This is a genomic window from Nonomuraea sp. NPDC050451 (genome assembly GCF_044458585.1).
Genome location: NZ_JBITHZ010000013.1, coordinates 110,498 through 132,087, shown reverse-complemented (window position 1 = coordinate 132,087; position 21,590 = coordinate 110,498). Strand labels below are relative to the sequence as shown.

Annotated in this window: 23 protein-coding genes; 3 read left to right on the top strand and 20 right to left on the bottom strand. The window is 68.6% G+C overall.

From position 1 onward, the window contains the following. The first annotated feature begins 116 nt into the window (after positions 1–116). Both ACIBI9_RS34140 and ACIBI9_RS34135 read left to right on the top strand, forming a co-directional pair. The gene (locus ACIBI9_RS34140; protein ID WP_397228150.1) at positions 117–1,589 is read left to right on the top strand and encodes an aldehyde dehydrogenase family protein; all 1,473 of its coding nucleotides are present in this window, start codon (positions 117–119) and stop codon (positions 1,587–1,589) included. 144 nt (positions 1,590–1,733) lie between these two features. Continuing rightward, entirely contained in the window at positions 1,734–2,276 is a 543-nt protein-coding gene (locus tag ACIBI9_RS34135) for a TetR/AcrR family transcriptional regulator (protein ID WP_363962798.1), read from the top strand. A gap of 102 nt (positions 2,277–2,378) precedes the next feature. Here the strand turns inward: ACIBI9_RS34135 and ACIBI9_RS34130 are convergent, their stop codons facing one another. The 4 genes from ACIBI9_RS34130 to ACIBI9_RS34115 all read right to left on the bottom strand — a co-directional run bounded on the left by ACIBI9_RS34130 (position 2,379) and on the right by ACIBI9_RS34115 (position 5,942). Next, entirely contained in the window at positions 2,379–2,696 is a 318-nt protein-coding gene (locus tag ACIBI9_RS34130) for an STAS domain-containing protein (RefSeq protein ID WP_397228148.1), read from the bottom strand. A gap of 76 nt (positions 2,697–2,772) precedes the next feature. Continuing rightward, positions 2,773–3,939, bottom strand: a complete 1,167-nt coding sequence (locus ACIBI9_RS34125) for a sensor histidine kinase (RefSeq protein WP_397228146.1) — start codon at positions 3,937–3,939, stop codon at positions 2,773–2,775. Further along, a complete protein-coding gene (locus tag ACIBI9_RS34120; protein WP_397228144.1) occupies positions 3,940–5,049 on the bottom strand; it encodes an ABC transporter permease in 1,110 nt (369 codons plus the stop codon). Next, positions 5,046–5,942 (bottom strand): ABC transporter ATP-binding protein, encoded by an 897-nt coding sequence (locus ACIBI9_RS34115; protein ID WP_397228142.1) that lies wholly within the window; start codon positions 5,940–5,942, stop codon positions 5,046–5,048. The genes ACIBI9_RS34120 and ACIBI9_RS34115 overlap by 4 nt, the downstream gene beginning before the upstream one ends. Positions 5,943–6,069: 127 nt before the next feature. On the opposite strand from ACIBI9_RS34115, the gene ACIBI9_RS34110 reads away from it, so the two are divergent. Continuing rightward, a complete protein-coding gene (locus tag ACIBI9_RS34110; protein ID WP_397228140.1) occupies positions 6,070–6,660 on the top strand; it encodes a cob(I)yrinic acid a,c-diamide adenosyltransferase in 591 nt (196 codons plus the stop codon). 61 nt (positions 6,661–6,721) lie between these two features. On the opposite strand, the gene ACIBI9_RS34105 is transcribed toward ACIBI9_RS34110, so the two are convergent. The 16 genes from ACIBI9_RS34105 to ACIBI9_RS34030 all read right to left on the bottom strand — a co-directional run bounded on the left by ACIBI9_RS34105 (position 6,722) and on the right by ACIBI9_RS34030 (position 21,580). Further along, a complete protein-coding gene (locus tag ACIBI9_RS34105) occupies positions 6,722–7,090 on the bottom strand; it encodes a DUF2550 domain-containing protein (protein WP_397228138.1) in 369 nt (122 codons plus the stop codon). A 32-nt stretch (positions 7,091–7,122) separates the two neighbouring features. Then, positions 7,123–7,524, bottom strand: a complete 402-nt coding sequence (locus ACIBI9_RS34100; RefSeq protein WP_043616272.1) for a F0F1 ATP synthase subunit epsilon — start codon at positions 7,522–7,524, stop codon at positions 7,123–7,125. A gap of 101 nt (positions 7,525–7,625) precedes the next feature. Further along, positions 7,626–9,074: a F0F1 ATP synthase subunit beta gene (atpD, locus tag ACIBI9_RS34095; protein ID WP_397228136.1), complete on the bottom strand. Its 1,449-nt coding sequence runs from the start codon at positions 9,072–9,074 to the stop codon at positions 7,626–7,628. Between the two features lies 1 nt (position 9,075). Beyond that, positions 9,076–9,978, bottom strand: coding sequence for a F0F1 ATP synthase subunit gamma (locus tag ACIBI9_RS34090; RefSeq protein ID WP_397228134.1), 903 nt, complete (start codon positions 9,976–9,978; stop codon positions 9,076–9,078). Positions 9,979–9,981: 3 nt separating this feature from the next. Next, the gene (atpA, locus tag ACIBI9_RS34085) at positions 9,982–11,631 is read right to left on the bottom strand and encodes a F0F1 ATP synthase subunit alpha (protein WP_397228132.1); all 1,650 of its coding nucleotides are present in this window, start codon (positions 11,629–11,631) and stop codon (positions 9,982–9,984) included. A 23-nt stretch (positions 11,632–11,654) separates the two neighbouring features. Then, entirely contained in the window at positions 11,655–12,464 is an 810-nt protein-coding gene (locus ACIBI9_RS34080) for a F0F1 ATP synthase subunit delta (RefSeq protein ID WP_397228130.1), read from the bottom strand. After that, the gene (locus tag ACIBI9_RS34075) at positions 12,464–13,012 is read right to left on the bottom strand and encodes a F0F1 ATP synthase subunit B (protein ID WP_397228128.1); all 549 of its coding nucleotides are present in this window, start codon (positions 13,010–13,012) and stop codon (positions 12,464–12,466) included. Before ACIBI9_RS34075 ends, ACIBI9_RS34080 begins: the two co-directional genes overlap by 1 nt. Before the next feature lie 34 nt (positions 13,013–13,046). Then, positions 13,047–13,277, bottom strand: coding sequence for an ATP synthase F0 subunit C (gene atpE, locus ACIBI9_RS34070; protein WP_344876161.1), 231 nt, complete (start codon positions 13,275–13,277; stop codon positions 13,047–13,049). A 71-nt stretch (positions 13,278–13,348) separates the two neighbouring features. After that, a complete protein-coding gene (gene atpB, locus ACIBI9_RS34065; RefSeq protein ID WP_350730018.1) occupies positions 13,349–14,149 on the bottom strand; it encodes a F0F1 ATP synthase subunit A in 801 nt (266 codons plus the stop codon). Positions 14,150–14,222: 73 nt separating this feature from the next. Further along, positions 14,223–14,438 carry an AtpZ/AtpI family protein gene (locus ACIBI9_RS34060; protein WP_350730017.1) on the bottom strand — a complete coding sequence of 72 codons (216 nt, stop codon included), beginning with the start codon at positions 14,436–14,438 and terminating at the stop codon, positions 14,223–14,225. Between the two features lie 67 nt (positions 14,439–14,505). After that, complete coding sequence (locus ACIBI9_RS34055; RefSeq protein WP_397228125.1) at positions 14,506–14,928, bottom strand: hypothetical protein; 423 nt, start codon at positions 14,926–14,928, stop codon at positions 14,506–14,508. 130 nt (positions 14,929–15,058) lie between these two features. Further along, the gene (locus ACIBI9_RS34050) at positions 15,059–16,339 is read right to left on the bottom strand and encodes a glycosyltransferase family 4 protein (RefSeq protein ID WP_397228123.1); all 1,281 of its coding nucleotides are present in this window, start codon (positions 16,337–16,339) and stop codon (positions 15,059–15,061) included. A 57-nt stretch (positions 16,340–16,396) separates the two neighbouring features. Then, positions 16,397–17,662, bottom strand: a complete 1,266-nt coding sequence (gene glyA / locus ACIBI9_RS34045; protein WP_397228121.1) for a serine hydroxymethyltransferase — start codon at positions 17,660–17,662, stop codon at positions 16,397–16,399. Between the two features lie 575 nt (positions 17,663–18,237). After that, a complete protein-coding gene (locus ACIBI9_RS34040; RefSeq protein ID WP_357727531.1) occupies positions 18,238–18,612 on the bottom strand; it encodes a hypothetical protein in 375 nt (124 codons plus the stop codon). Further along, positions 18,612–20,843, bottom strand: a complete 2,232-nt coding sequence (locus ACIBI9_RS34035) for a hypothetical protein (RefSeq protein WP_397228119.1) — start codon at positions 20,841–20,843, stop codon at positions 18,612–18,614. Before ACIBI9_RS34035 ends, ACIBI9_RS34040 begins: the two co-directional genes overlap by 1 nt. Before the next feature lie 89 nt (positions 20,844–20,932). Further along, positions 20,933–21,580, bottom strand: a complete 648-nt coding sequence (locus tag ACIBI9_RS34030) for an L-threonylcarbamoyladenylate synthase (protein WP_397228117.1) — start codon at positions 21,578–21,580, stop codon at positions 20,933–20,935. Between the last annotated feature and the right edge of the window lie 10 nt (positions 21,581–21,590).

Sequence of the window (21,590 nt, the reverse complement as noted above, 5' to 3'; positions counted from 1 at the left end):
GGCAGTCGGGCGACGGCCCGGCCGCCGCGGGCCTCGGCCAGCGTAGGGGCGGCCAGGCCGCGCGGCGACCGAAACCCGTGCTAGTAAGCGTTGGCTTACCGGACTATCGTGACGTCATGACGACGCTCACGTTCGACTCGCTCAACCCGGCGACCGGCGAGGTCGTCGGCACCCATCCCAAACAGGGCCCCGACGCCGTGCACGAGGCCGTGGGCCGCGCGGCGGAGGCGGCGGCCTGGTGGGCCGGGCTCGGCCACGCCGCGCGCAGGCAGCGGCTGCTCGACTACAAGGCCGTCCTCACCCGGCACCTGAGAGAGCTGGCCAGGCTCGTGCACGAGGAGACGGGCAAGCCGGTGGGCGACGCGACGCTGGAGATCGTGCTGGCGGTCACCCACCTCGACTGGGCCGCCCGCAACGCCCGCAAGGTGCTGGGCCGCCGCCGGGTCAGCACCGGCATGATCGGCCTCAACCTGGCCGCCACGCTCGAATACCTCCCTCTCGGCGTGGTCGGGGTGATCGGCCCGTGGAACTACCCGGTCTTCACCCCCATGGGCTCCATCGCCTACGCCCTCGCCGCCGGCAACGCCGTGGTGTTCAAGCCCAGCGAGCTCACCCCGGGCATCGGCGTGCGGCTGGCCGAGCTGTTCGCGGAGTCGGTGCCCGAGCATCCCGTGTTCCAGACCGTGACCGGACTGGGCGAGACCGGGGCGGCGCTGGCCGCCGATCCGAGGGTCGGCAAGGTGGCCTTCACCGGCTCGACCGCCACCGCCAAGCGGGTCATGGCGGCCTGCGCCGAGAACCTGACGCCCATTGTGGCCGAGTGCGGCGGCAAGGACGCGTTCATCGTGGACGCCGACGCCGACCTCGCCAGGGCGGCCGACGCGTGCCTGTGGGGCGCGATGTCCAACGCCGGCCAGACCTGCGTGGGCGTCGAACGCGTCTACGTCGTCGACGCGGCCTATGAAAGTTTCATGCGCGAGCTGTCCGACCGGGTGACAAAGGTGAAAGCCGGCGAGGACTACGGCCCGATCACGATGCCAAGCCAGGTGGACATCATCAAGCGCCACATCGACGACGCCACCAAGTCCGGAAAAATCGTGACCGGCGGCCCCGGCTCCGTCCGCGCCCCCTACGTGGAGCCCGTGATCGTCGAGGACGTGCCGGAGGACTCCCCTGCGGTGCGCGAGGAGACGTTCGGCCCGACGATCACCGTCCGCCGCACCCGCGACGCCCAGGAGGCCCTGGAACTGGCCAACGCCTCCGCGTACGGCCTGGGTGGGACGGTTTTCTCCCGGAACACGCGCAGGGCGATGGAGCTCGCCCGCAGGATGCGTACCGGGATGACCGCCATCAATTCGGTCATCTCGTTTGCCGGAGTTCCTGCGCTGCCCTTCGGCGGAGTGGGAGACTCGGGGTTCGGACGGATCCACGGGGCCGACGGTCTACGCGAGTTCGCCCGGCCCAAAGCGATCTCCCGCCAGCGCTTCGCGATGCCGGGGATGAACCTGACCTCGTTCACCCGAGGGCCCTCTGAGCTTGAGCGGCTGATCAGGCTCGTGACCCTCTTGCATGGGCGACGTAAAAGATAATCTTCTTACCCTTTCCCAAAACGGATCATCCGTCCATAATTGTGTGCTCTGGGGGCCACGATCATGTTGGACGGGTGGAATGTGAACCGGTCTTACCGGGGAATGTCGGCTGAGCAAAGGCTGGCAGACAGACGCGAGCGGCTGATGACGGCCGCCTACACGCTATACGCGAAGCCAGGGTTCACGGCGACGACCATCGAAAGGCTGTGCTCGGAGGCGCGGATCTCCAACCGCGCCTTCTACGAATGTTTCGGTGGGCGCGAGGAACTCCTCCAAGCGCTGCACGAGCGCTGCGTGGAAGAAAGCCTGGCCGTGGTGGCCAAAGCGGTCCAGGAGGCGCCGAAGACACTTGACGATCGAGTCAAGGCGGGGATTCGCGCCTATATCGAGTTCACGACGGCGGACTGGCGGCGGGCCCGTATCATGCACGTTGAGGTTCGCCGATCAGGAGATGTCCTGACACTGTCCCGTCAACGCGCGGTGGACGCGTTCGCACGGCTGGTCGAGGAGGCATCAGCCGATTTCCCCCACGCCGCGGGGCTCAATCGGCGGTTGGTGGCACTGGGAGTAATTGGAGCGCTACAAGAGTTACTCATCGAGTGGCTGCACTCGGACGAACAGCCGCCGATCGACGAACTCGCCGACGTGGCCGTGCACATCTTCATCCGCAGCCTCGGCACGCCGTGACCATTCGCCGGCCATTCACAATGGACGGCCCGTAATCACCATTTCGTATCACTCAAAAAGAGCGGGCAACGGCTGATCGTCGCCCGCTCTCGATATGTCACATCAGGCCACCGCGGCCGCGGGAACTTCCATGTGCAGCACCCGATTCAGCCGGGTCACCGCCAGTATCCGCATGATCCGCGGGGGCACCCCCCGAAGAACGAGGCGGCGCTGCACGCTCAGCGCGCGCCGATGCGAGCCCACCAGCACTCCGAGGCCGGTCGCGTCGATCATCTCCAGCTGGGAGAGATCCAGGATCAGGTCGCCTTCACCGGAATCGAGAGCCTCGTGCAGGTGCTCCCGCACGCCGGCCGACGTGCCGGCGTCGAGCCTGGCGCCGATCCGCACCACCTGGGCACTCGGATTGCCCCGGACGCGCATGCCACCTCCTCAATCACACACGGTGTAGTCACCTCCGCACACACGGCGTTCGACGAGGTGAACCCGTGTTCGTCCCCTACCCACTCAGCGGAAGTGACACGACTGCGTTCAGGATGAACTCTCCGTCCTCCGTCGGATGGGCGCTCAGCTTGCCGCCCACGGCGGCCAGGCGCTCCCCCATGCCCGTCAGCCCGCTCCCGAGGTCGGCGGCCCGCCGCCGCTGCACCCCGTCGTTGCGGACGCTCAGCTCCGCCTCCTGCGCCGTGAAGCGGATCGAGATGTCGCAGAACGTCGCGGTGCTGTGCTTGAGCACGTTGGTCACCGCCTCGCGAACCGCGTAGGCGAACACCGGCGCCACTCCGGCGGGCAGCTCCCGGTAGGGCAGATGAACCTCGCAGCGGACCCCGGCCGCCTCGAGCACGCTTTTCACGCTGTTCAGCTCGGCGGCCAGGTCAAGCTCGCGGTAGCCCCGTACGGCCTGCCGCAGCTCTCTGAGCGCCTTCCTGGTCAGCGCGTTGACCTCGGCCATCTCGTCCTTGGCCGCGCCGGCGTCGACGTCCGACAGCCGTACGGCCAGCTCGGTCTTGACGGCGATGGCGGACAGCTGGTGGCCGACCAGATCGTGCAGGTCCCTGGCGAAGCGCAGCCGCTCCTCGGCCAGGGCCAGCCGCGTGTGCGCCTCGCGACCCTCATGAGCCTGTACGGCGAGCGACCAGATCCACATCCACATCCGGTTGGACGGCGGCATGATCGCGCACCAGATGGCGTACGAGATCATGTAGAAGACCAGCGCCTGACCGACGCTCAGGTCCGAACCCATGACGGCCGCCCCGAGCGCCGCGACCGTCACGCCGATCCCGACGCCCGCCGCCCACGTGGCGACGGCCAGCAGGTAGACCGTGCGCCTGGAGACCTGGAGCGTGGCCAGGCCCAGCCAGCAGACGAGCACGAACCCCCAGCCGAACGGCTCGCCCCCGCCCAGCACCGCCGCGACCACCGCGAAGACCCCCGCCAGCACCACCTCCCGGGTGCGGTAGCGGCGGTCCAGCGCCGCGCTGATGATGCGCGGGCAGAGCCAGGTGAAAGAGATCAGGGCGATCACGGCGGGCACGGCACGCCACCACTGGAGCCTCCCCTCCCCGAAGGCGACCACCGACGTCATGATGACCAGCAGCCACACCGCGACGAAGTTCGAGAGGAGCACTTTCCAGGTGAGGCGCCGCGCCCGCTTGATCGCGTCCATCTAGCCCGCGCGCAGCACGTCGCCGAGCTTGAGCCGGGCCCCCGTCCGGAGCACGGCCCGCTCGTAGATCTTGGCGCCGAAGCCCAGGACCGCGACCACGGCCAGCGCCATGGCCGCCATCGACAGCCCGGCCTGCCACATCGGCACCTCGCTCGCCGCCATCCGCACCGGCATGATCATGGAGGAGAACGGCGGAACGTACGACAGGACCGTGGCCAGCGTACCCGTCGGGTCCTTGGTGGCGTAGAAGGCCACGAAGTACGTGACCATGATGACCATGGTGAGCGGCGTCATCACGCTGCTCACCTCCTCCTGGCGCGAGACCAGCGAGGCGAGAGCGGCGGCCAGCGTGGCGAAGAAGGCGTACCCGAGCACGAACCACACCAGCACGCCCGCCGCCAGCCCCGGGATCCCGGGCGGGAAGTCGGAGGCAATCCCGGAGGCCGCGGAGGCGGCCAGGCCGACGGCCAGGATCGTGACCAGGTTGATCAGGCCGAGCACGCCCAGCCCGATGATCTTGCCGCCGAGCAGCTGCCACGGCCGGATCGTGGAGAGCAGGATCTCCACGATCCTGCTGCCCTTCTCCTCCACCACGCCCATGGCCACCATCATGACCTGACCCATGAGCAGCATGAAGAGCACGAGGACGAGGACCACGGCGATCCCGGCGCGGGCGGCCTCGTAGCGGGTGTCGGCGCCCACGGACTCCATCTTCAGCGGCGGGATCGACACGCCCGCGGCGCCGAGCTTCACCTCGCGGTTCACGCTCTGCAGGAGCACGCCGAGCTCGCTGTCGATCTCGCCGTCCGTGAGCACCCGGGTCCCGTCGACCAGCACCGCGTCCACGTCCCCGTCGAGCACGGCCTGCTTGGCGGCGGCCTCGTCGGGGAAGCTGCGCCACTCGACCTCCGCGTCCGGCGCGGCGGCCTTCAGCGGCAGCTGCTGGGAGTTGACGGTGCCGAGCGTGTACGAGTCCGGCCCGCCGAGGATCTTGGGTGCGAAGGTCACCGCCGCCACCAGCACGGCCGTGATGACCAGGCCGATCGCGAACGCCTTGGTCCGCACCTGCGTGGTGATCTCCCGCCGGGCGACCAGCATCAGTCCGTTCACGCCACGGCCTCCTTGAAGATCTCGGTGAGGGTCGGCTGCTCGACCCCGAAGTGCTCGACGTGCCCCGCCTTCATCGCGCGGCGCAGGATCTCCTGGTCGTCGCCGTCCGTGGTGTGCAGGACGTGACGGTCGCCGTTCACGGTGACGGTGCCCGGCAGGCCGTCCGCCCAGCCGGGGGACGGATCGCGGACGACCACCCGCAGCGTGTCGCCCTCGGCGGCCCGCAGGTCGGACACCGTGCCCGTGGCCACCATGCGGCCGCCCGAGACGATGCCCACCGAGTCGCACAGCCGCTCGACCAGCTCGAGCTGGTGGCTGGAGAAGATCACCGGCACCCCGCCCCGGCAGCGCTCCTGCAGCGCCGTGGCCAGCGCGTCCACCGCGATCGGGTCGAGCCCGGAGAACGGCTCGTCCAGCACCAGCACCTCGGGGTCGTGCACCAGCGCCACCGCGAGCTGCACGCGCTGCTGGTTGCCCAGCGAGAGCGCCTGGACCGCGTCGCCCCTGCGCTCGGTGAGCCCGAGCCGCTCCAGCAGGTCGTCGGTGGCCTTCTTCGCGGCCGCCACGCTCAGACCGTGCAGGCGGCCGAAATACTCGATCTGCTCGGCGACCCGCATCTTCTGGTAAAGCCCCCGCTCCTCCGGCATGTAGCCGAAGCGCCGCCGGTCGTCGTAGCCGAGCGGCCTGCCCTCCCAGCTCACCGAGCCCGAGTCGGCCTGAAGCACGCCCATCACGATGCGCATGGTCGTCGTCTTGCCGGCGCCGTTCGCGCCCACGAAGCCGAACATCTCGCCAGGCCGTACGGCGAAGCTGATGCCGTCCAGGGCGACCTTCCCGCCGGGGGCCTCGGGGCCGCCCGCGAAGCGCTTGCGCAGCTCGCTGATCTCGAGCATCAGGTCATCTCCTTCGTCATGGGTAAATCGTGGCTTTGAAGACGTTCGCCCTGCTAGTCGCCGAAATCACGGGCCCAACATGGATCCTGCGTCCCTCGCCGATGACATTTGTCATTAACCTGATGCCATGACGCGCGCCGACAAGGACAAACCGGTCGTTCTCTCCCGCATCTACACCCGGGCCGGCGACGACGGCACCACCGCGCTGAGCGACATGAGCCGGGCGTCCAAGACCGATCCGCGGCTGGCCGCCTACGCCGACGTGGAGGAGGCCAACGCCCACCTGGGGCTCGCGCTCTCGTTCGGCACGCTGCCCGCGGAGCTCGTCGAGGTGCTCGCCCGCGTCCAGAACGAGCTGTTCGACGTGGGGGCGGACCTGGCCACGCCGGTGGTGGAGGATCCGGAGTTCCCGCCGCTGCGGGTGGAGCAGTCGTACATCGACTGGCTGGAAGAGCAGTGCGACCGGTTCAACGCCGACCTCAAGCCCCTGCGCAGCTTCGTGCTGCCCGGCGGCGACCCCGCGACGGCCGCGCTTCACGTGGCCAGGGTCACCGTCCGCAGGGCGGAGCGCTCGACGTGGGCGGCCCTGCAGGCGCACGACGACACGAACGCGCTGACCGCGAAATACCTCAACCGCCTGTCGGACCTGCTCTTCATCGCCTGCCGGGTCGCCCACGCGGGCGAGGAGATCCTCTGGAAGCCCGGCGGCACCCGCTGAGGCCCTGCGACACCGGGCCGCCCGCCCTCGATCAGGGCCAGGCGACGTCCAGACAGCAGGGCTAGGCGACGTCCAGATAGGCGCTGGGCGGCGCGGACTCCAGCCATGCGAGGAAGCCCGTCATCGCGTCGGCGCTCATCGCGAGCGAGATCCCGCGCGTGGTGCCACCGCAGTCGACCGCGAAAAGCCCGCCGTCGATCTCACGGCGGGCGGAAATGACGAGGCCGCGCCTCGCGATCGCGTGGCGCGGCCTCAGTCGCACACCCAGAAGCGGGATCCAGTGGAGCTCCCCGTCGGCGTAGCGGGCTACCCCACTCTGCCAGCCCCTGTCGCCCACCCGTAGCCGACAGGCCACACTGCCCCTGGAACGGGCCAGAGTGACCCCGCGCAGGACGATGAGGGCGGCAAACAATACGAGAATCAGAACCATCGTAACCATGCCGCCCCCAAAGCCTGGATCTATTAAACCTCTTCGCCCGCCGCGCGAAGCCGGGCCCTGGCACGCTTGGCCTCGATCGCCGCGTCGGCGTCTTCCTGGTTGGCCTCGATCGAGGCCTGGGCCCGGTCGAGAGCGTCACGGGCAGCCGCGACGTCGACCTCGGAACCGAGCTCGGCCACCTCGGCGAGCACCGACACCTCATCGTCGGCCACGGAGATGAAACCGCCGTGCACGGCCGCCACGAGGTCGCCTTCGCCCTCCCGCTTGACGCGAAGCACGCCGCCCTCGACGAGGACGCCGAGCACAGGTGCGTGTTGCGGCATAATACCGATCTCGCCGTCCACGGTCTTGGCAATCACCATGTCGGCCTCGCCCGACCAGATCTCACGCTCGGGTGAGACAACCCCTACGCGTAGCTTCGCCACTTGTGTAGGTTCCTTTCCGATCTGGTGGTGGTGCCCCGTTCATACCCCAAAGCACCACCGTAGGTGCAGCGGGCCGCCGAAGACGACCCGCTGCAGGGCGATTAACTACGCTCGAGTTCCTTGGCCTTGGCCACGGCCTGCTCGATGCCACCGACCATGAAGAACGCCTGCTCGGGCAGGTGGTCGTACTCACCCGCGCACAGGCCCTTGAAGGAGGCGATGGTCTCGTCCAGCGGAACGGTCTCGCCCGGCTGGCCGGTGAAGGCCTCGGCCGCGTACATCGGGTGCGACAGGAAGCGCTCGATGCGGCGGGCCCGCTGGACGGTGACCTTGTCCTCCTCGGACAGCTCGTCGATACCGAGGATCGCGATGATGTCCTGGAGCTCGCGGTACTTCTGCAGGATCCGCTTGGTCTCCTGGGCCACCCGGTAGTGCTCCTCGCCCACGATCTGCGGGTCGAGGATCCGGGAGGTGGAGTCGAGCGGGTCCACCGCGGGGTAGATGCCCTTCTCCGAGATCGGCCGCGAGAGAACGGTCTGCGCGTCGAGGTGCGCGAACGCGTTGTGCGGGGCCGGGTCGGTGATGTCGTCCGCGGGCACGTAGATCGCCTGCATGGAGGTGATCGAGTGACCGCGCGTCGAGGTGATGCGCTCCTGGAGCACACCCATCTCGTCGGCCAGCGTGGGCTGGTAACCCACGGCGGACGGCATACGGCCGAGCAGCGTGGAGACCTCGGAACCGGCCTGCGTGAAGCGGAAGATGTTGTCGATGAAGAGCAGCACGTCCTGCTTCTGCACGTCGCGGAAGTACTCCGCCATGGTCAGCGCCGACAGGGCGACCCGCAGACGGGTGCCCGGCGGCTCGTCCATCTGACCGAAGACGAGCGCGGTGTCCTTGAGGACGTCCGCCTCCTCCATCTCCAGCCAGAGGTCGTTGCCCTCACGGGTGCGCTCGCCGACACCGGCGAAGCACGAGGTGCCACCGAAGTTACGGGCGACGCGGCGGATCATCTCCTGGATGAGGACGGTCTTGCCCACACCCGCGCCGCCGAACAGGCCGATCTTCCCACCCTGCACGTACGGGGTGAGCAGGTCGATGACCTTGATGCCCGTGACGAGCAGCTCCGTGCGCGACTCGAGCTGGTCGAACGCCGGGGACGGCCGGTGGATGCCCCACCGCTCGTTGATCTTGAGCGACGAGGTGGGCACGTCGAGCGTCTCGCCCAGCGCGTTCCACACGTGGCCCTTGACGACGTCGCCCACCGGCACCGAGATCGGGGCGCCGGTGTCCTGAACCGCCTGGCCGCGGACCAGGCCGTCGGTGGGCTGCATCGAGATGGTCCGGACCAGGTTGTCACCCAGGTGCTGGGCGACCTCCAGGGTCAGGGTCTTGGTCTCCTCGCCGAGGGTCACCTCGACCTTGAGCGCGTTATAGATGTCGGGCATCGCCTCGACGGGGAACTCCACGTCGACGACGGCGCCGGTGACACGTGCCACGCGGCCTGTGCCGGCCGCCGCGGCCTCTACAGTTTCAACAGCCTCTGCAGTCATTTCACTCTTTCCCCGCTGCGGCGTCAGCGAGCGCGTTGGCGCCACCGACGATCTCGCTGATTTCCTGGGTGATCTCGGCCTGGCGAGCCTGGTTCATCTGCTGGGTGAGCACCCGCATCAGCTCGTTGGCGTTGTCGGTCGCGGACTTCATCGCGCGCCGCCGCGCGGCCTCCTCGGAGGCCGCAGACTGCAGCAGCGCCGTGAAGATGCGCGACTCCACGTAACGCGGCAGGAGCGACTCCAGCACGTCGGCAGCGGTCGGCTCGAACTCGAAGTACGGCGGGATCGCGGTCGACTCCGTCGCCTCGGTCTCCTCGACCTCCAGCGGCAGAATGCGCTTGACCACGACGTTCTGGGTCAGCATCGAGACGAACTCGGTCGAGACGATGTGGATCTCGTCGATCCCGTTCTCGTCCTTGAACGAGTCGATCAGCGTCTGCGCGATCTCCTTGGCGTCGGCGTAGGCCGGGTTCCTGGAGAAGGCGACCCACTGCCCGCCCATGTCGCGGCCGCGGAAGGAGTGCCAGGTGACACCCTTGCGCCCGGTGACGAACGGGACCACGGTCAGACCGCGGGTCTCCAGCAGCCCGCGCAGGGCCTCGGCCTCGCGCAGCACGTTGGCGTTGAAGCCGCCGCAGAACCCGCTGTCGCTGGTGACGATGAGGACGCCCGCCTTGGTGGGGTTCTCCTTCGCCACGGTCAGCGGATGGTCGACGCTCGCCGCGTTGCTGACGACGCCGGTGACGGCGCGAGTGATCTCACGCTCGTACGGCAGCGCCGCCTGCATCCGCAGCTGCGCCTTCACGATCCGCGAGGAGGCGATGAGCTCCTGGGCACGCGTGATCTTCGCGGTCGACTTGACCGAGCTGATCCGCCGCCGCAGCAGCCTTAGCTGGGCACCCATGTCCTACTTCTTCTCCGCCGGACGGACGACCTTCTTGATCTTCTCCTGGCCGACCTCTTCGGCACCCAGCGGCGCCACCGGCTCGTCCTTGACCAGCAGCTCGCCCGAAGAGGTGGTGAAGCCCTTCTTGAAGTCCGTGACAGCGTCCTTCAGAGCGGTCACCGTGTCGTCGGCCAGGTCCCTGGTCTCACGGATGGTGTCGAAGATGCCCTTGTGCGAGGACTGGATGTAGTCCAGGAACTCCGACTCGAAGCGACGGACGTCCTCGATCGGCACGTCGTCCAGCTCGCCCGTGGTGCCGGCCCAGATCGAGGCCACCTCGCGCTCCAGCGAGAACGGGCTGTACTGGGGCTGCTTGAGCAGCTCGACCAGCCGCTGACCGCGCTCCAGCTGAGCCTTGGACGCGGCGTCCAGGTCGGAGGCGAAGGCCGCGAAGGCCTCCAGGTCACGGTACTGCGACAGCGACAGACGCAGCGTGCCCGCGACCTTGCGCATGGCCTTGGCCTGCGCGGAGCCGCCGACTCGGGACACCGAGACGCCGACGTTGATGGCGGGCCGCACACCGGCGTTGAACAGGTCGGTCTCGAGGAAGACCTGGCCGTCGGTGATGGAGATGACGTTGGTCGGGATGAACGCCGAGACGTCGTTGCCCTTGGTCTCGATGACCGGCAGGCCGGTCATGGAGCCACCGCCCATGTCGTCGGAGAGCTTGGCGCAGCGCTCCAGCAGACGGGAGTGGAGGTAGAAGACGTCGCCGGGGAAGGCCTCACGGCCCGGCGGGCGGCGCAGCAGCAGGGAGACGGCGCGGTACGCGTCCGCCTGCTTGGTCAGGTCGTCGAAGACGATCAGGACGTGCTTGCCCTGGTACATCCAGTGCTGACCGATCGCCGAGCCGGCGTAGGGCGCGATGTACTTGTAACCAGCGGGGTCGGAGGCCGGGGCGGCGACGATGGTGGTGTACTCCATCGCGCCGGCCTCCTCCAGCCGGGCGCGCACCTGCGCGATGGTCGAACCCTTCTGGCCGACCGCGACGTAGACGCAGCGGACCTGCTTGGCGGGGTCGCCGGAGGCCCAGTTCTCGCGCTGGTTGAGGATGGTGTCGACGGCGATCGCGGTCTTGCCGGTGCCGCGGTCACCGATGATCAGCTGGCGCTGACCACGGCCGATCGCGGTCATGGCGTCGATCGCCTTGATGCCGGTCGCCAGCGACTCCTTCACGGGCTGCCGCTGGACGACGGTGGGCGCCTGAAGCTCGAGGGCGCGAACGGCCTCGGCCTCGATGGCGCCCTTGCCGTCGAGCGGGATGCCCAGGGGGTCGACCACGCGGCCGAGGAAGTTGTCGCCGACGGGCACGGACAGGACCTCGCCCGTCCGGCGGACCGTCTGGCCTTCCTCGATCTTGCTGAAGTCGCCCAGGATAACGACACCGATCTCGCGGGTGTCGAGGTTAAGCGCCAGGCCGCGCGTGCCGTCCTCGAACTCGAGCAGTTCGTTCGCCATCGCCGAGGGAAGGCCGGAGACATGGGCAATGCCGTCGCCGGCGTCGACGACGGTCCCGATCTCCTCGCGCGCGGCGCCTTCCGGTTCGTACGCCTGGACGAAGCGCTCAAGCGCGTCCCGGATCTCGTCCGGCCGGATCGTAAGCTCCGCCATCTCTACTCTGTCTCCCTATTCGCCTAGCCGGCCAACCGGCGGCGGACTTCTTCGATTCGTCCCACAATGGTGGTGTCGATGATCTCGTCGCCGATGCGGACCGAGAACCCACCGAGCACTCGCTTGTCCACCTCGACGTTCAGGTGCACGTCACGGCCGTAGGAGGCGCTCAACCACGCCGTGAGGCGCTGCTTCTGGGCCTCGGTCAGCTCGACCGCGCTACGTACCACCGCCACGAGGCGCTGGCGCTGCTGGGCCACGAGCTGGATGAACTCCTCCAGGCCCGTCTCCAGGCTACGCCCACGCGGATGCACTGCGACCTGCTTGAGCAGGCGCAGGCTGGTCGGAGCGACCTTCCCGCCGAGCAGGTCGCCGAGCAGCTGCTCCTTGCCCGCCTCCGGCGCGGCCTGGTCGGCGAGCGCGCGGCGCAGGTCGGGGTTGGCGGCGACGATGCGGCCGAAGCGGAAGAGCTCGTCCTCCACGTCGTCGAGCCTGGACTGGCTCTCCGCCTCCGCGGCCGCGGCGACGACGCCGAGCCGTTCGATCGCGTCGGCCAGGTCACCGGCCCGCGACCACCGGACCGAGACCGCGGCCTCGGTCGTGGCGATCGCGGCCTCGCTGACCTTGCCCGCGAGCAGCGCGCGCACGGTGGCCGCCTTCTGCTCGCCGGGCCTGGCCGGGTCGGACAGCGCCCGGCGCAGGCCGTGTTCGCGGTCGAGCAGATCCGCGATCGCGAACAGCTCGTCGGAGAGCGCACCGAGGTCGGCACTGCCGGCGACCGCGTTGAACCGCTCCTCGACCTCTGCCAGCGACGTCCTGCTCAGACCTCTCATTAGCGCACCGCCTGCGGCGTGGACTCGAGCTCGTCGAGGAACCGGTCGACGATGCGGCTCTGCCGGGCCTCGTCCTCGAGGGACTCGCCGACGATGCGGCCGGCCAGCTCGGTCGACAGGCGGCCGATCTCGGTGCGGAGCTGGGCGAAGGCCGCCTGGCGGTCCGCCTCGATCTGCGCGTGCGCGGCCTCGACGAGGCGGCGGGCCTCGGCCTGCGCCTCCTCACGGAGCTCGACCTTGATCTGCGCGGCCTGCTCGCGAGCTTCCTCGCGCAGCCGGGCCGCCTCGTGCCTGGCCTCGGCCAGCTGGTCGCGGTACTGCTGCTGCAGGGCCTGCGCCTCGGCCTGGGCCTCCTCGGCTCTCTTGATGCCACCCTCGATGGCGTCGGTCCGCTCGCCCAGCGTCTTCTGGATACGCGGGACGAGGATCTTGCCGACGACGACGAGGACGACGAGGAACGAGAAGATGCCGACGACGAGCTCGAAAGTGTGCGGAAGGAGCGGGTTAGCGCCCTCCTCCGCCGCGAGGAGCGTAGCTGCCTTAGTCATGGTTGCAGCCTTTCGTCAGGGGTTTCTTCTGGCCTTAGATGTTCGCGAAGATGAACGGCGCGACCAGACCGAGCAGGGCGAGGGCCTCGGTGAGAACGAAGCCGAGGAGCATGTTCTGGCGAATCAGGCCGTAAGCCTCGGGCTGGCGCGCGATGGCCTGCACGCCCTGACCGAAGATGATGCCGACGCCGATGCCGGGGCCGATGGCGGCGAGACCGTAACCGATGGCGGTGACGTTGCCGGAGACCTCAGCGAGAACGCTCATTGCTGTATTCCTTTACTGGACGGCCGGTGAAGCGGAGTCTCACCGGTCATGGATATTCCGGTACGTGGATCTCAGTGCTCTGCGTGCAGGGAGCCGCCGATGTACATCGAGGCCAGCATCGCGAAGAGGAACGCCTGCAGGAACTGGATGAACATCTCGAAGGCCGTGAAGATGATGGTCATGACCACGCCGATCACGCCCACCCCGGCGCCGAGCGGCGTCAGCTTCTCGAACAGGAACCAGAAGCCGACCATGCTGAAGAAGGCCAGCAGCATGTGACCGGCGAACATGTTCGCGAAGAGTCGGACCGCGTGCGTGAATGGCGCGATGATCAGGTTCGACAGGAACTCGATCGGCGAGAGCAGCAGGTAGATCGGCTTGGGCAGTCCCGGCGGGAACATCAGGTTCTTGAAGTAGCCGATCGGGCCCTGGTGCTTCATGCCCAGATAGACCTTGAGCACGTAGATCGAGCCCGCGAGGACGATCGGGAAGGCGATGTGCGAGGCCACCGGGAACTGGAGAATCGGGATGACGCCCATGATGTTCCAGATGAAGACCAGGAAGAACAGCGTCAGCAGCAGGCCCATCCACCGGTCGGCGTCCTTGCCCAGGAAGGGCCGGGCGACCTGGTCGCGGACGAACATGTAGCCGTACTCGGCGACGTTCTGCACACCCCTCGGGACGATCTTGGGGTTGGCGAAGGCGGCCCAGCAGAAGCCGATCACCAGGACCGCGCTGAGGATGGCGAGGAGAACCGGCTTGGTGAACCAGTCGACCCCGGGAATGATCGGGGTAAAGGAGTTGAACAGCTCGTCAGGCGTTGGGGCCCGGAACTGGTCTTCAGGAGGAGCGAGGACCGTCAGCGCAATCACGCGGCGTTCCCTTCAACGTCGTAGTGTGGATCACAAGGGTTTTCCTCAGCGAAGCGATCTACTGCCGTATGGGCTAGCGACCGAACTTCCGGTATGCCAGGTAGCCACCGAGCACCAGCCCCAGGACGATGCCTATGGGGAAGAACGCGGACATGTCCAACCACCGGTCCAGCAACCAGCCGGCGCCTCCGTAGATGGCCATCCCGGCGATCAAGTAGCTCGGGACTGACCACATGGCATCGGCGAAGTCGCGACCGTCCTTTTCGGGTCGGCGTTCCTGTGCGCTCATCGCGGCCTTGACGATAGCAGGCAAGTAGCGGACTAGTCATATCGGACCCCGCCCGTTTTACCTGCCGTCATGAATCGCCCTTCCCCGGGACCCCGGCTTCGGGGTCGACATAGAGGATCTTGGTCTTCATGAAGGCACGTACTTCAAAACCGGTCCAGACAAGGGTGCAGACCACGACGGTCCAGGCGAACGCCTGGGTGTTCCAGACCGTGGTGTCGCGGAACGAGGCCAGCACGACCATGATGGCGACGACCTTGACGAGATAGCTGACCATGGCCGCGATCGCCATCATCTGGGGAGAGACCCGAGCGGCATAGGACACCGCTACCACGCTGACGCTGAAGAAAACCCCGACGAGCAAGGTGCCGATCGCGGCTCCCAGCGCTCCCTTGCCGCCAATCGTCAGGAGCGACACAGCCACGGCGACCACCCCAACCGCGAAGGTCGGAATCGCGGCGCTCTTGAGTACGCGCACGTCGTTGGCCTGCATCGGTGCTCCATCAACAAGTTATCAAGCGAGCGTTTGCTACCTCCAGAACCGGTGGGTCTGGAGTCCCTGCTCGTGAAAGATATCACAAGCTCACAGAAGACCGCTTTTACCTGCCGTTTCTAGTTCGCGATCAAGAACGGCTCGGAAAGGCTGGAATGACCGGTTTGCCCTCAGCGCTCGCGCGAGCGCCGTCCGACGGCGGCGCCTGTCTCCTGACCTGGGGATCTTCGGGCAGGATCGGCGGCATCGGCCCGGTGGGAGGCCCGTCGTCGTCGGGGTTGTTGTCGCGCGGCGCCGCGTGCGCCCCGCCCCTGCCCCGCCAGCGCGGCAGGGCCATCAGCACCAGGACGGCCAGGGCGAGCACGATGACCGCGGGGAAGAGCAGGACGGGCACGCCGACCCTGGACATGCCGACGATGCCGAACGAGAACAGGAACGTCCAGGCGTACATGATGAGCACCGAACGCCGGTGCGAGTGGCCGATGTCCATCAGCCGGTGGTGCAGGTGACCGCGGTCGGGCGCGAACGGCGACAGGCCCTGCGACGTGCGCCGCACGACGGCGGTGATCAGGTCCATGAGCGGCAGGACCAGCACCGCCGCGGGGACGAGCAGCGGCAGCAGCACGGGGAACTTGTTCATCTCCACGATGGCCGAGGTGTCGACCGGCGTCACCGTGACGATGGAGGATGCGAGCACGAGCCCGATCAGCATGGCGCCCGTGTCGCCCATGAAGATCTTCGCCGGGTGGAAGTTGTGCGGCAGGAAGCCCAGGCAGGCGCCGATGAGGACGGCGGCGATGGCGGCCGTCGCGGTGATGTTGCTGCCGGTGATGTCCTGGCTGATGATGATCGAGTAGGCCCAGGTGGCCATGCCCGCGATGCACACGATCCCGGCGGCCAGGCCGTCGAGCCCGTCGACGAAGTTGACCGCGTTGATCGTCACGACCACGACCAGGATGGTGATGATCGTGCTGAGCGTGTAGTCGAGGCTGGTCGAGCCGCCCCAGCTCTCCGGCAGCGGGATCGAGGTCAGCCGCATGCCGAAGAAGACCAGCACCCCCGCCGCCGCGATCTGGCCGGCGAGCTTGATGAGGGCGTCCATGCCCCACCAGTCGTCGAGGAAGCCGGTGAAGGTGATGAGCCCGCCCGCGATGATCAGCGCGGGCACCGGATTGGCGCCCGTGCCCGCCAGGGCCTCGCCCGAATGGGTCATCTGGCCGGCCAGCAGCAGGCCCACGACCAGCCCGCCGTACATGGCCAGGCCGCCCAGCCTGGGCGTGGGTGTGGTGTGCACGTCGCGATCGCGAATCTCCGGCATGGCGCCGATGCGGATGGCGAAGCGGCGCACCAACGGGACCAGCAGATAGGTCACCGCCGCGGCGATGAGCGCCATGAACAGGTATTCGCGCACGGACCTAGTTTCCCGGATCCTCCGGCCCGCTGGGACCGGAAAACGACACAGACCAGCTTAATATTCGCTGAGATATGGCTGATGGATGGCCAGAAGCGCCGAGATCCGTTCCCGGACCTCCCCAGCGCCGGCCGGATGTCGTACCGCCCGGGTCACCAATGTCCCGACCTCCTTCAATTCCTGGGGCCCCATGCCCTGGGTGGTCACGCACGGCGTGCCGACGCGGATCCCCGACGTGATCGACGGGGGCTCGGGGTCGTACGGGATCACGTTCCGGTTGAGCGTGATGCCGGCCGCCGCGCACCTGCGCTCGGCCTCGGCGCCCGACACGTTGAGATCCCGCAGGTCGATCAGCGCCAGATGGGTGTCCGTACCGCCCGAAACGGGCCGCATCCCCTGCCCGGCCAGCTCCTCCGTCAGCGCCTGCGCGTTCGCGACCACCTGCCTGGCGTATTCGGCGAACTCCGGGCGCATCGCCTCCGCGAACGCCACCGCCTTGGCCGCCACCACGTGCATCAACGGCCCGCCCTGGATGAACGGGAACACCGCCCGGTCGATCTTCCCGGCCAGCTCCTCCGTGCACAGGATGGCCCCGCCGCGCGGCCCGCGCAGCGCCTTGTGAGTGGTGAATGTCACGACGTCCGCGTACGGCACCGCCGACGGGATCGCGCCGCCGGCCATCAACCCGATCGGATGCGCCACGTCGGCCATCAACCATGCGCCCACCTCGTCCGCGATGCCGCGGAAGACCGAGAAATCGATCAGCCTGGGGTACGCCGTGGCGCCGCACACGATGAGCTTCGGCTGATGCCGCAGGGCCAGATCCCTGACTTCGTCGTAGTCGATGAGTTCGGTGTCACGCCGCACTCCGTACGACACGACGTCGAACCATCTTCCCGAGAAATTCACCTTGGAGCCGTGGGTGAGATGGCCGCCGTGCGGCAGCGCCATGGCCAGCATGGTGTCGCCGGGTTGCAGGAGCGCGGCGTAGGCGGCCAGGTTCGCGGAGGCGCCGGAATGGGGCTGCACGTTGGCGTGCTCCGCCCCGAACAGCTCGCGCGCCCGCTCTATCGCCAGCCGTTCGGCCCGGTCCACCACCTCGCAGCCGCCGTAGTAGCGCCGTCCGGGGTAGCCCTCGGCGTACTTGTTGGTGAGGGTGGAACCGAGGGCGGCCAGGACGGCTGGTGAGGTGAAGTTCTCACTCGCGATCAACTGGATCCCGCCGCGCACTCGCTCCAGCTCGTCGAGCAGCACCTGTGCGAGCTCCGGGTCCTGCCTCTGCAGCAACCCGAAGTCGGGACCGTAGTAGGGTTCCCCACCCATTTCCCCACTGTACGACCTAATGTCCGTTTCTCCCAGCCACACCCCCTCGCCCCCTCAACCAGCCCCTCCCCGACTCCCCACCAACCGCCCTCCAAGCCACCGAAGGGGCGGTCTTAGGGGCGGCTCGGTGGCTACCGGCGGGAGACCGCCCCTCCAAGCCGCCCCTCAGGCCGCGCTCCAAGCCGCCCCTCAGGCCACGCTTCAAGCCGCCCCTCAGGCCACCCCCAAGCCGGCCCCTCGCGCCGCCCTCCACGTCGCCCTCTCCAAGCCGCCCCTCAGGCCGCGCTCCAAAACTGCCCCCAGCCCGCCCCCTCCAAGCCGCCCCTCGCGCAACCTTCCACGTCGCGGTCTCCAAGCCGGCCTCCCTGAAACGGCCCCCGCCACTCCCTCAAGCCACGTCTTCCCCGGCCCTCCCTCAAGCGGATTCGCGCCACTGCGCCACTAAGCGGCACTCTCCCCTGCCGCCTCAAGCGTCACCCCGGGCCGCTTTCCCTCCAGGGACCGCCCGGCTACTTCCCCTCAAAAGACCTCAGCCGGAGTACGGCGGTGTCGCGGGGCGATGGACCTCAGCCGGGCTACTGGAACGCGTGTGGCGCGTTGGCCGTCGTCGGGATCCACCTGGGCGTGTCCGCTGCCTCGTCGCTGATGGCGGTCAGCACGGAGTGGCGGTAGACGGCCAGCCTGGTACGCCATTCGCGGATGTCCTGGACATAGCGCTCGCCCACCGGCGCGTCCCACGTCTGAGGGCTCTTGGCCAGGCCGTACGCCTTGTCCAGTGCCGTCCTGAGCGTCTCCAGCTGCGGCAGCACGGTGTTCCAGGCCAGCACCAGGCGTTGATAGTCGGGGTTGAACTCCCAGGCCCTCTGAGGGCTGTCCAGGGCCCCTGAGGGGGCGGCGGGCGGTGTCTCGTCGCGCTCCCTGGGCCGGGGCGCCGGCGGGTCGACGTACATCACGCGCTCCTTTCCGGCGTACCGGGATCGACGTCGCCGGGCGGGCCGTCGGGCCGGATGTCCCTGGGCGCCCATTCACCCTTGCCGTACTCGCCCGGGGGAACCTCTACGGAGGGCATGTCGAGGGGCTGGATCTCGCGGTGGTGCTCCACGACCGTCCGCAGGGCGTCCAGGCTGGGCGGGGGGACGTCGACGGAAACGACATCGCTGCCGTCGTTCGCCCAGGCGTTGACGTCCGACGCGGCGGGGTAAGCGGCTTCCGTCCCGTATGCGATCTGCACCTGAACCGACGGGTTGGTCGGCGGGATCGCAACGGGCGTCCCTTGACCCCGCGTCCCCTGATCCCCGGTCGCCGGCCTATCGCCCCTCCCTTGACCGCCCTGCTCCCCCGCCCCTTGACCGCCCTGACCGCCCTGGCCGCCCTGGCCACCACCCTGACCACCCTGACCACCCTGACCGCCTTGGTCGCATTGACCCTGACCGCCCTGGCCGCCTTGGTCGCCCTGGCCACCTTGGCCGCCTTGGCCACCCTGGTCCCCTGCCCCATGGCCTCGCTGGTCGCCCGCCCCTTGACCACCCTGGTCGCGAGTCCCCTTGCCCTGGTCGCGGGTCCCCTGGTCGTCCTGACCGTAGGTGCCCTGATCGCCCGCACCTCGGCCCTGGTCGCGGGTTCCCTGATCGCCTTGGCCGTAGGTGCCCTGATCGCCCGCACCTCGGCCTTGGTCGTCGGCCCCTCGGTCGCCCGTCGGCTGGTCGCTGCCCGTCCGTTGGCCTGCGTCACCGCCTGAGGGCTGGTCCGGCGTCGTGTCCTTGGCACCCGGCGTGGTGTCGGTGCCTCCAGGCGTGGTGTGCGAACCGCCCTGCCTGGCGTCCGTACCTCCAGGCGTCGTATCCGTGCCACCCTGCCTGGCGTCCGTACCTCCAGGCGTCGTATCCGTGCCACCCTGCCTGGCGTCCGTGCCGCCGGGTGTGGCGTCCGTGCCGCCAGACGTGCAGGCGTCGTTCGCGCCTGCGGTGGCAGTGGTGCCGTCCGTGGGAGTGGTGTCGTAGCCGGAAGTGTCCGCTAATCCCGGCATGTCCAGCGGCGGGATTTCCCGGTGGTGCCCCACCACCGTCTTCAGCGCGTCCAGGTTGGGCGGAGTGGTGTCGGCGGAGACCACGTCGCTGCCGTCGTTCGCCCAGGTGTTGACGTTCGCGGCGGTGGTGCTGTCGGCGGGAACCTTCGGCATTTCTGCCGGTTGCACCTTGTCGGCGTTCTCGAGGAGGTCTTCCAGCTGCTCGGCCGTGGGCGGGTCGATGGGTATCTGGAGGACCTTTACGCCGTCCACTTCCACGATGTGCGGCTTGGTCGGGTCCTGCTGGTCGTTGGCCGGGGGGTTGACAGCGCCGCCGTCCGCCTCCGCGCCGCGATCGCGCCTGCTGCCCACATCGTCGTCCTTGGGCTGGTCGACGGGCTGATCGACGGGCTGATCGCCGGTCCTGCCGTCGCTTCCGGCGTCCTGGCCGATCCCGGTGTCCTTGGCGCCGTCGCATGCCTTCCCATCGGCATCGGAGCCCGTTTTCCCGTCAGCGCCGGTTTTCCCGTCGGAATCCGACTTGCCGTCAGCGCCGGTCTTGCCGTCGGAATCCGACTTGCCGTCAGCGCCGCTCTTGCCGTCGGAATCCGACTTGCCGTCAGCGCCGCTCTTGCCGTCGGAATCCGACTTGCCGTCAGCGCCGCTCTTGCCGTCCGAGTCCGACTTGCCGTCAGCGCCCGTCTTGCCGTCCGAGTCCGACTTGCCGTCAGCGCCCGTCTTGCCGTCCGAGTCCGACTTGCCGTCAGCGCCCGTCTTCCCGTCCGAGTCCGACTTGCCGTCAGCGCCCGTCTTCCCGTCCGAATCCGACTTCGGGTCGTCGTCCTTCGATGGTGGCTCGTCGGCCCGTGGGTTGTCGTACTTGTCCCGATCCCCCCGCACCTCCTTGGGATCGTCGTCCTCAGTAGCCCCCGCCCCCATCCGAGGCGGGTCGACGCGCTTCTCCAGCACCCCCAGCCGGACGTTGACGTCCTTGACCATCGCGTCGACGGCGTCCGCCACCTGGGCGGGGCGGTGGGTGGTCTGGGTGGACAGCCCGGCACGGTGCATGGCGGCCCTGACCTGGTCCTCGACCGTACGCATCTGCGTGGCCGCGTGTTTCACCTCGGTCAGCAGGTCACGGACCAGCTTGGGATCCATGCCGTCGAACTTGCCCATGGGCCACTCCCGGACGTAATCGCCGCTCCGGGCCTCACCGTAATGTCGGCCGGAGCGCGATCGCAGCCGGGATAAGCAGACGGTATACGTCAGTCGTCGGTGGCGACGTATCCGATGATGCCCCGGAGCTTCTCCACCGGGATGGCCCCGCGCCGCAGCAGCCGGGGCACGGCGGTGGTGAGGTCGAGCATGGTGGAGGGCGTGTTGTCGGTGGTCTTGCCACCGTCGAGATAGACCTCGACCGAATCGCCGAGCTGCTCCTCGGCCTCCTCCGCCGTGGTGGCGGCGGGGGCGCCGGAGCGGTTGGCGCTGGAGACGGCCATGGGGCCGGTCTCCTTGAGCAGATCGAGCGCGACCGGGTGGAGCGGCATGCGGACGGCCACCGTGCCCTTGGTCTCCCCCAGGTCCCAGGAAAGGGCCCTGTTGGCCTTGCAGACGAGCGTGAGCGGCCCGGGCCAGAAGGCGTCTATCAGGTCCTGCCCGTACGGCCCCAGGTCGTCTATGAGCGCTGTGGCGGCTCTGACGGTGCCCACGAGCACGGGCGGCGGCATCTCGCGGCCCCGGCCCTTGGCGTCGAGCAGTGCCGTGACCGCCGCCGGCGTGAACGCGTCGGCGCCGATGCCGTAGACGGTGTCGGTCGGCAGCACCACGAGCTCGCCGCGCCGCACGGCGGCCGCGGCCTCCATCACGCCCACGGTCCGCTGCTCCAGGTCGGAGCAGTCAAAACGTCTGGCCATCGGTCCTGTC

Excerpts from the sequence above, each read along its gene's own strand:
- ACIBI9_RS34055 (WP_397228125.1), bottom strand. The coding sequence starts at position 14,928 with ATGCAGGCCAACGACGTGCGCGTACTCAAGAGCGCCGCGATTCCGACC.
- ACIBI9_RS34125 (WP_397228146.1), bottom strand. The coding sequence starts at position 3,939 with ATGGACGCGATCAAGCGGGCGCGGCGCCTCACCTGGAAAGTGCTCCTC.
- ACIBI9_RS34140 (WP_397228150.1), top strand. The coding sequence starts at position 117 with ATGACGACGCTCACGTTCGACTCGCTCAACCCGGCGACCGGCGAGGTC.
- ACIBI9_RS34135 (WP_363962798.1), top strand. The coding sequence starts at position 1,734 with ATGACGGCCGCCTACACGCTATACGCGAAGCCAGGGTTCACGGCGACG.
- ACIBI9_RS34115 (WP_397228142.1), bottom strand. The coding sequence starts at position 5,942 with ATGCTCGAGATCAGCGAGCTGCGCAAGCGCTTCGCGGGCGGCCCCGAG.
- ACIBI9_RS34090 (WP_397228134.1), bottom strand. The coding sequence starts at position 9,978 with ATGGGTGCCCAGCTAAGGCTGCTGCGGCGGCGGATCAGCTCGGTCAAG.
- ACIBI9_RS34110 (WP_397228140.1), top strand. The coding sequence starts at position 6,070 with ATGACGCGCGCCGACAAGGACAAACCGGTCGTTCTCTCCCGCATCTAC.
- ACIBI9_RS34040 (WP_357727531.1), bottom strand. The coding sequence starts at position 18,612 with ATGTACGTCGACCCGCCGGCGCCCCGGCCCAGGGAGCGCGACGAGACA.
- glyA (WP_397228121.1), bottom strand. The coding sequence starts at position 17,662 with ATGGGTGGGGAACCCTACTACGGTCCCGACTTCGGGTTGCTGCAGAGG.
- ACIBI9_RS34075 (WP_397228128.1), bottom strand. The coding sequence starts at position 13,012 with ATGACTAAGGCAGCTACGCTCCTCGCGGCGGAGGAGGGCGCTAACCCG.
- ACIBI9_RS34080 (WP_397228130.1), bottom strand. The coding sequence starts at position 12,464 with ATGAGAGGTCTGAGCAGGACGTCGCTGGCAGAGGTCGAGGAGCGGTTC.
- ACIBI9_RS34035 (WP_397228119.1), bottom strand. The coding sequence starts at position 20,843 with ATGGGCAAGTTCGACGGCATGGATCCCAAGCTGGTCCGTGACCTGCTG.
- ACIBI9_RS34060 (WP_350730017.1), bottom strand. The coding sequence starts at position 14,438 with ATGAGCGCACAGGAACGCCGACCCGAAAAGGACGGTCGCGACTTCGCC.
- ACIBI9_RS34130 (WP_397228148.1), bottom strand. The coding sequence starts at position 2,696 with ATGCGCGTCCGGGGCAATCCGAGTGCCCAGGTGGTGCGGATCGGCGCC.
- atpE (WP_344876161.1), bottom strand. The coding sequence starts at position 13,277 with ATGAGCGTTCTCGCTGAGGTCTCCGGCAACGTCACCGCCATCGGTTAC.
- atpA (WP_397228132.1), bottom strand. The coding sequence starts at position 11,631 with ATGGCGGAGCTTACGATCCGGCCGGACGAGATCCGGGACGCGCTTGAG.
- ACIBI9_RS34030 (WP_397228117.1), bottom strand. The coding sequence starts at position 21,580 with ATGGCCAGACGTTTTGACTGCTCCGACCTGGAGCAGCGGACCGTGGGC.
- ACIBI9_RS34105 (WP_397228138.1), bottom strand. The coding sequence starts at position 7,090 with ATGGTTCTGATTCTCGTATTGTTTGCCGCCCTCATCGTCCTGCGCGGG.
- atpD (WP_397228136.1), bottom strand. The coding sequence starts at position 9,074 with ATGACTGCAGAGGCTGTTGAAACTGTAGAGGCCGCGGCGGCCGGCACA.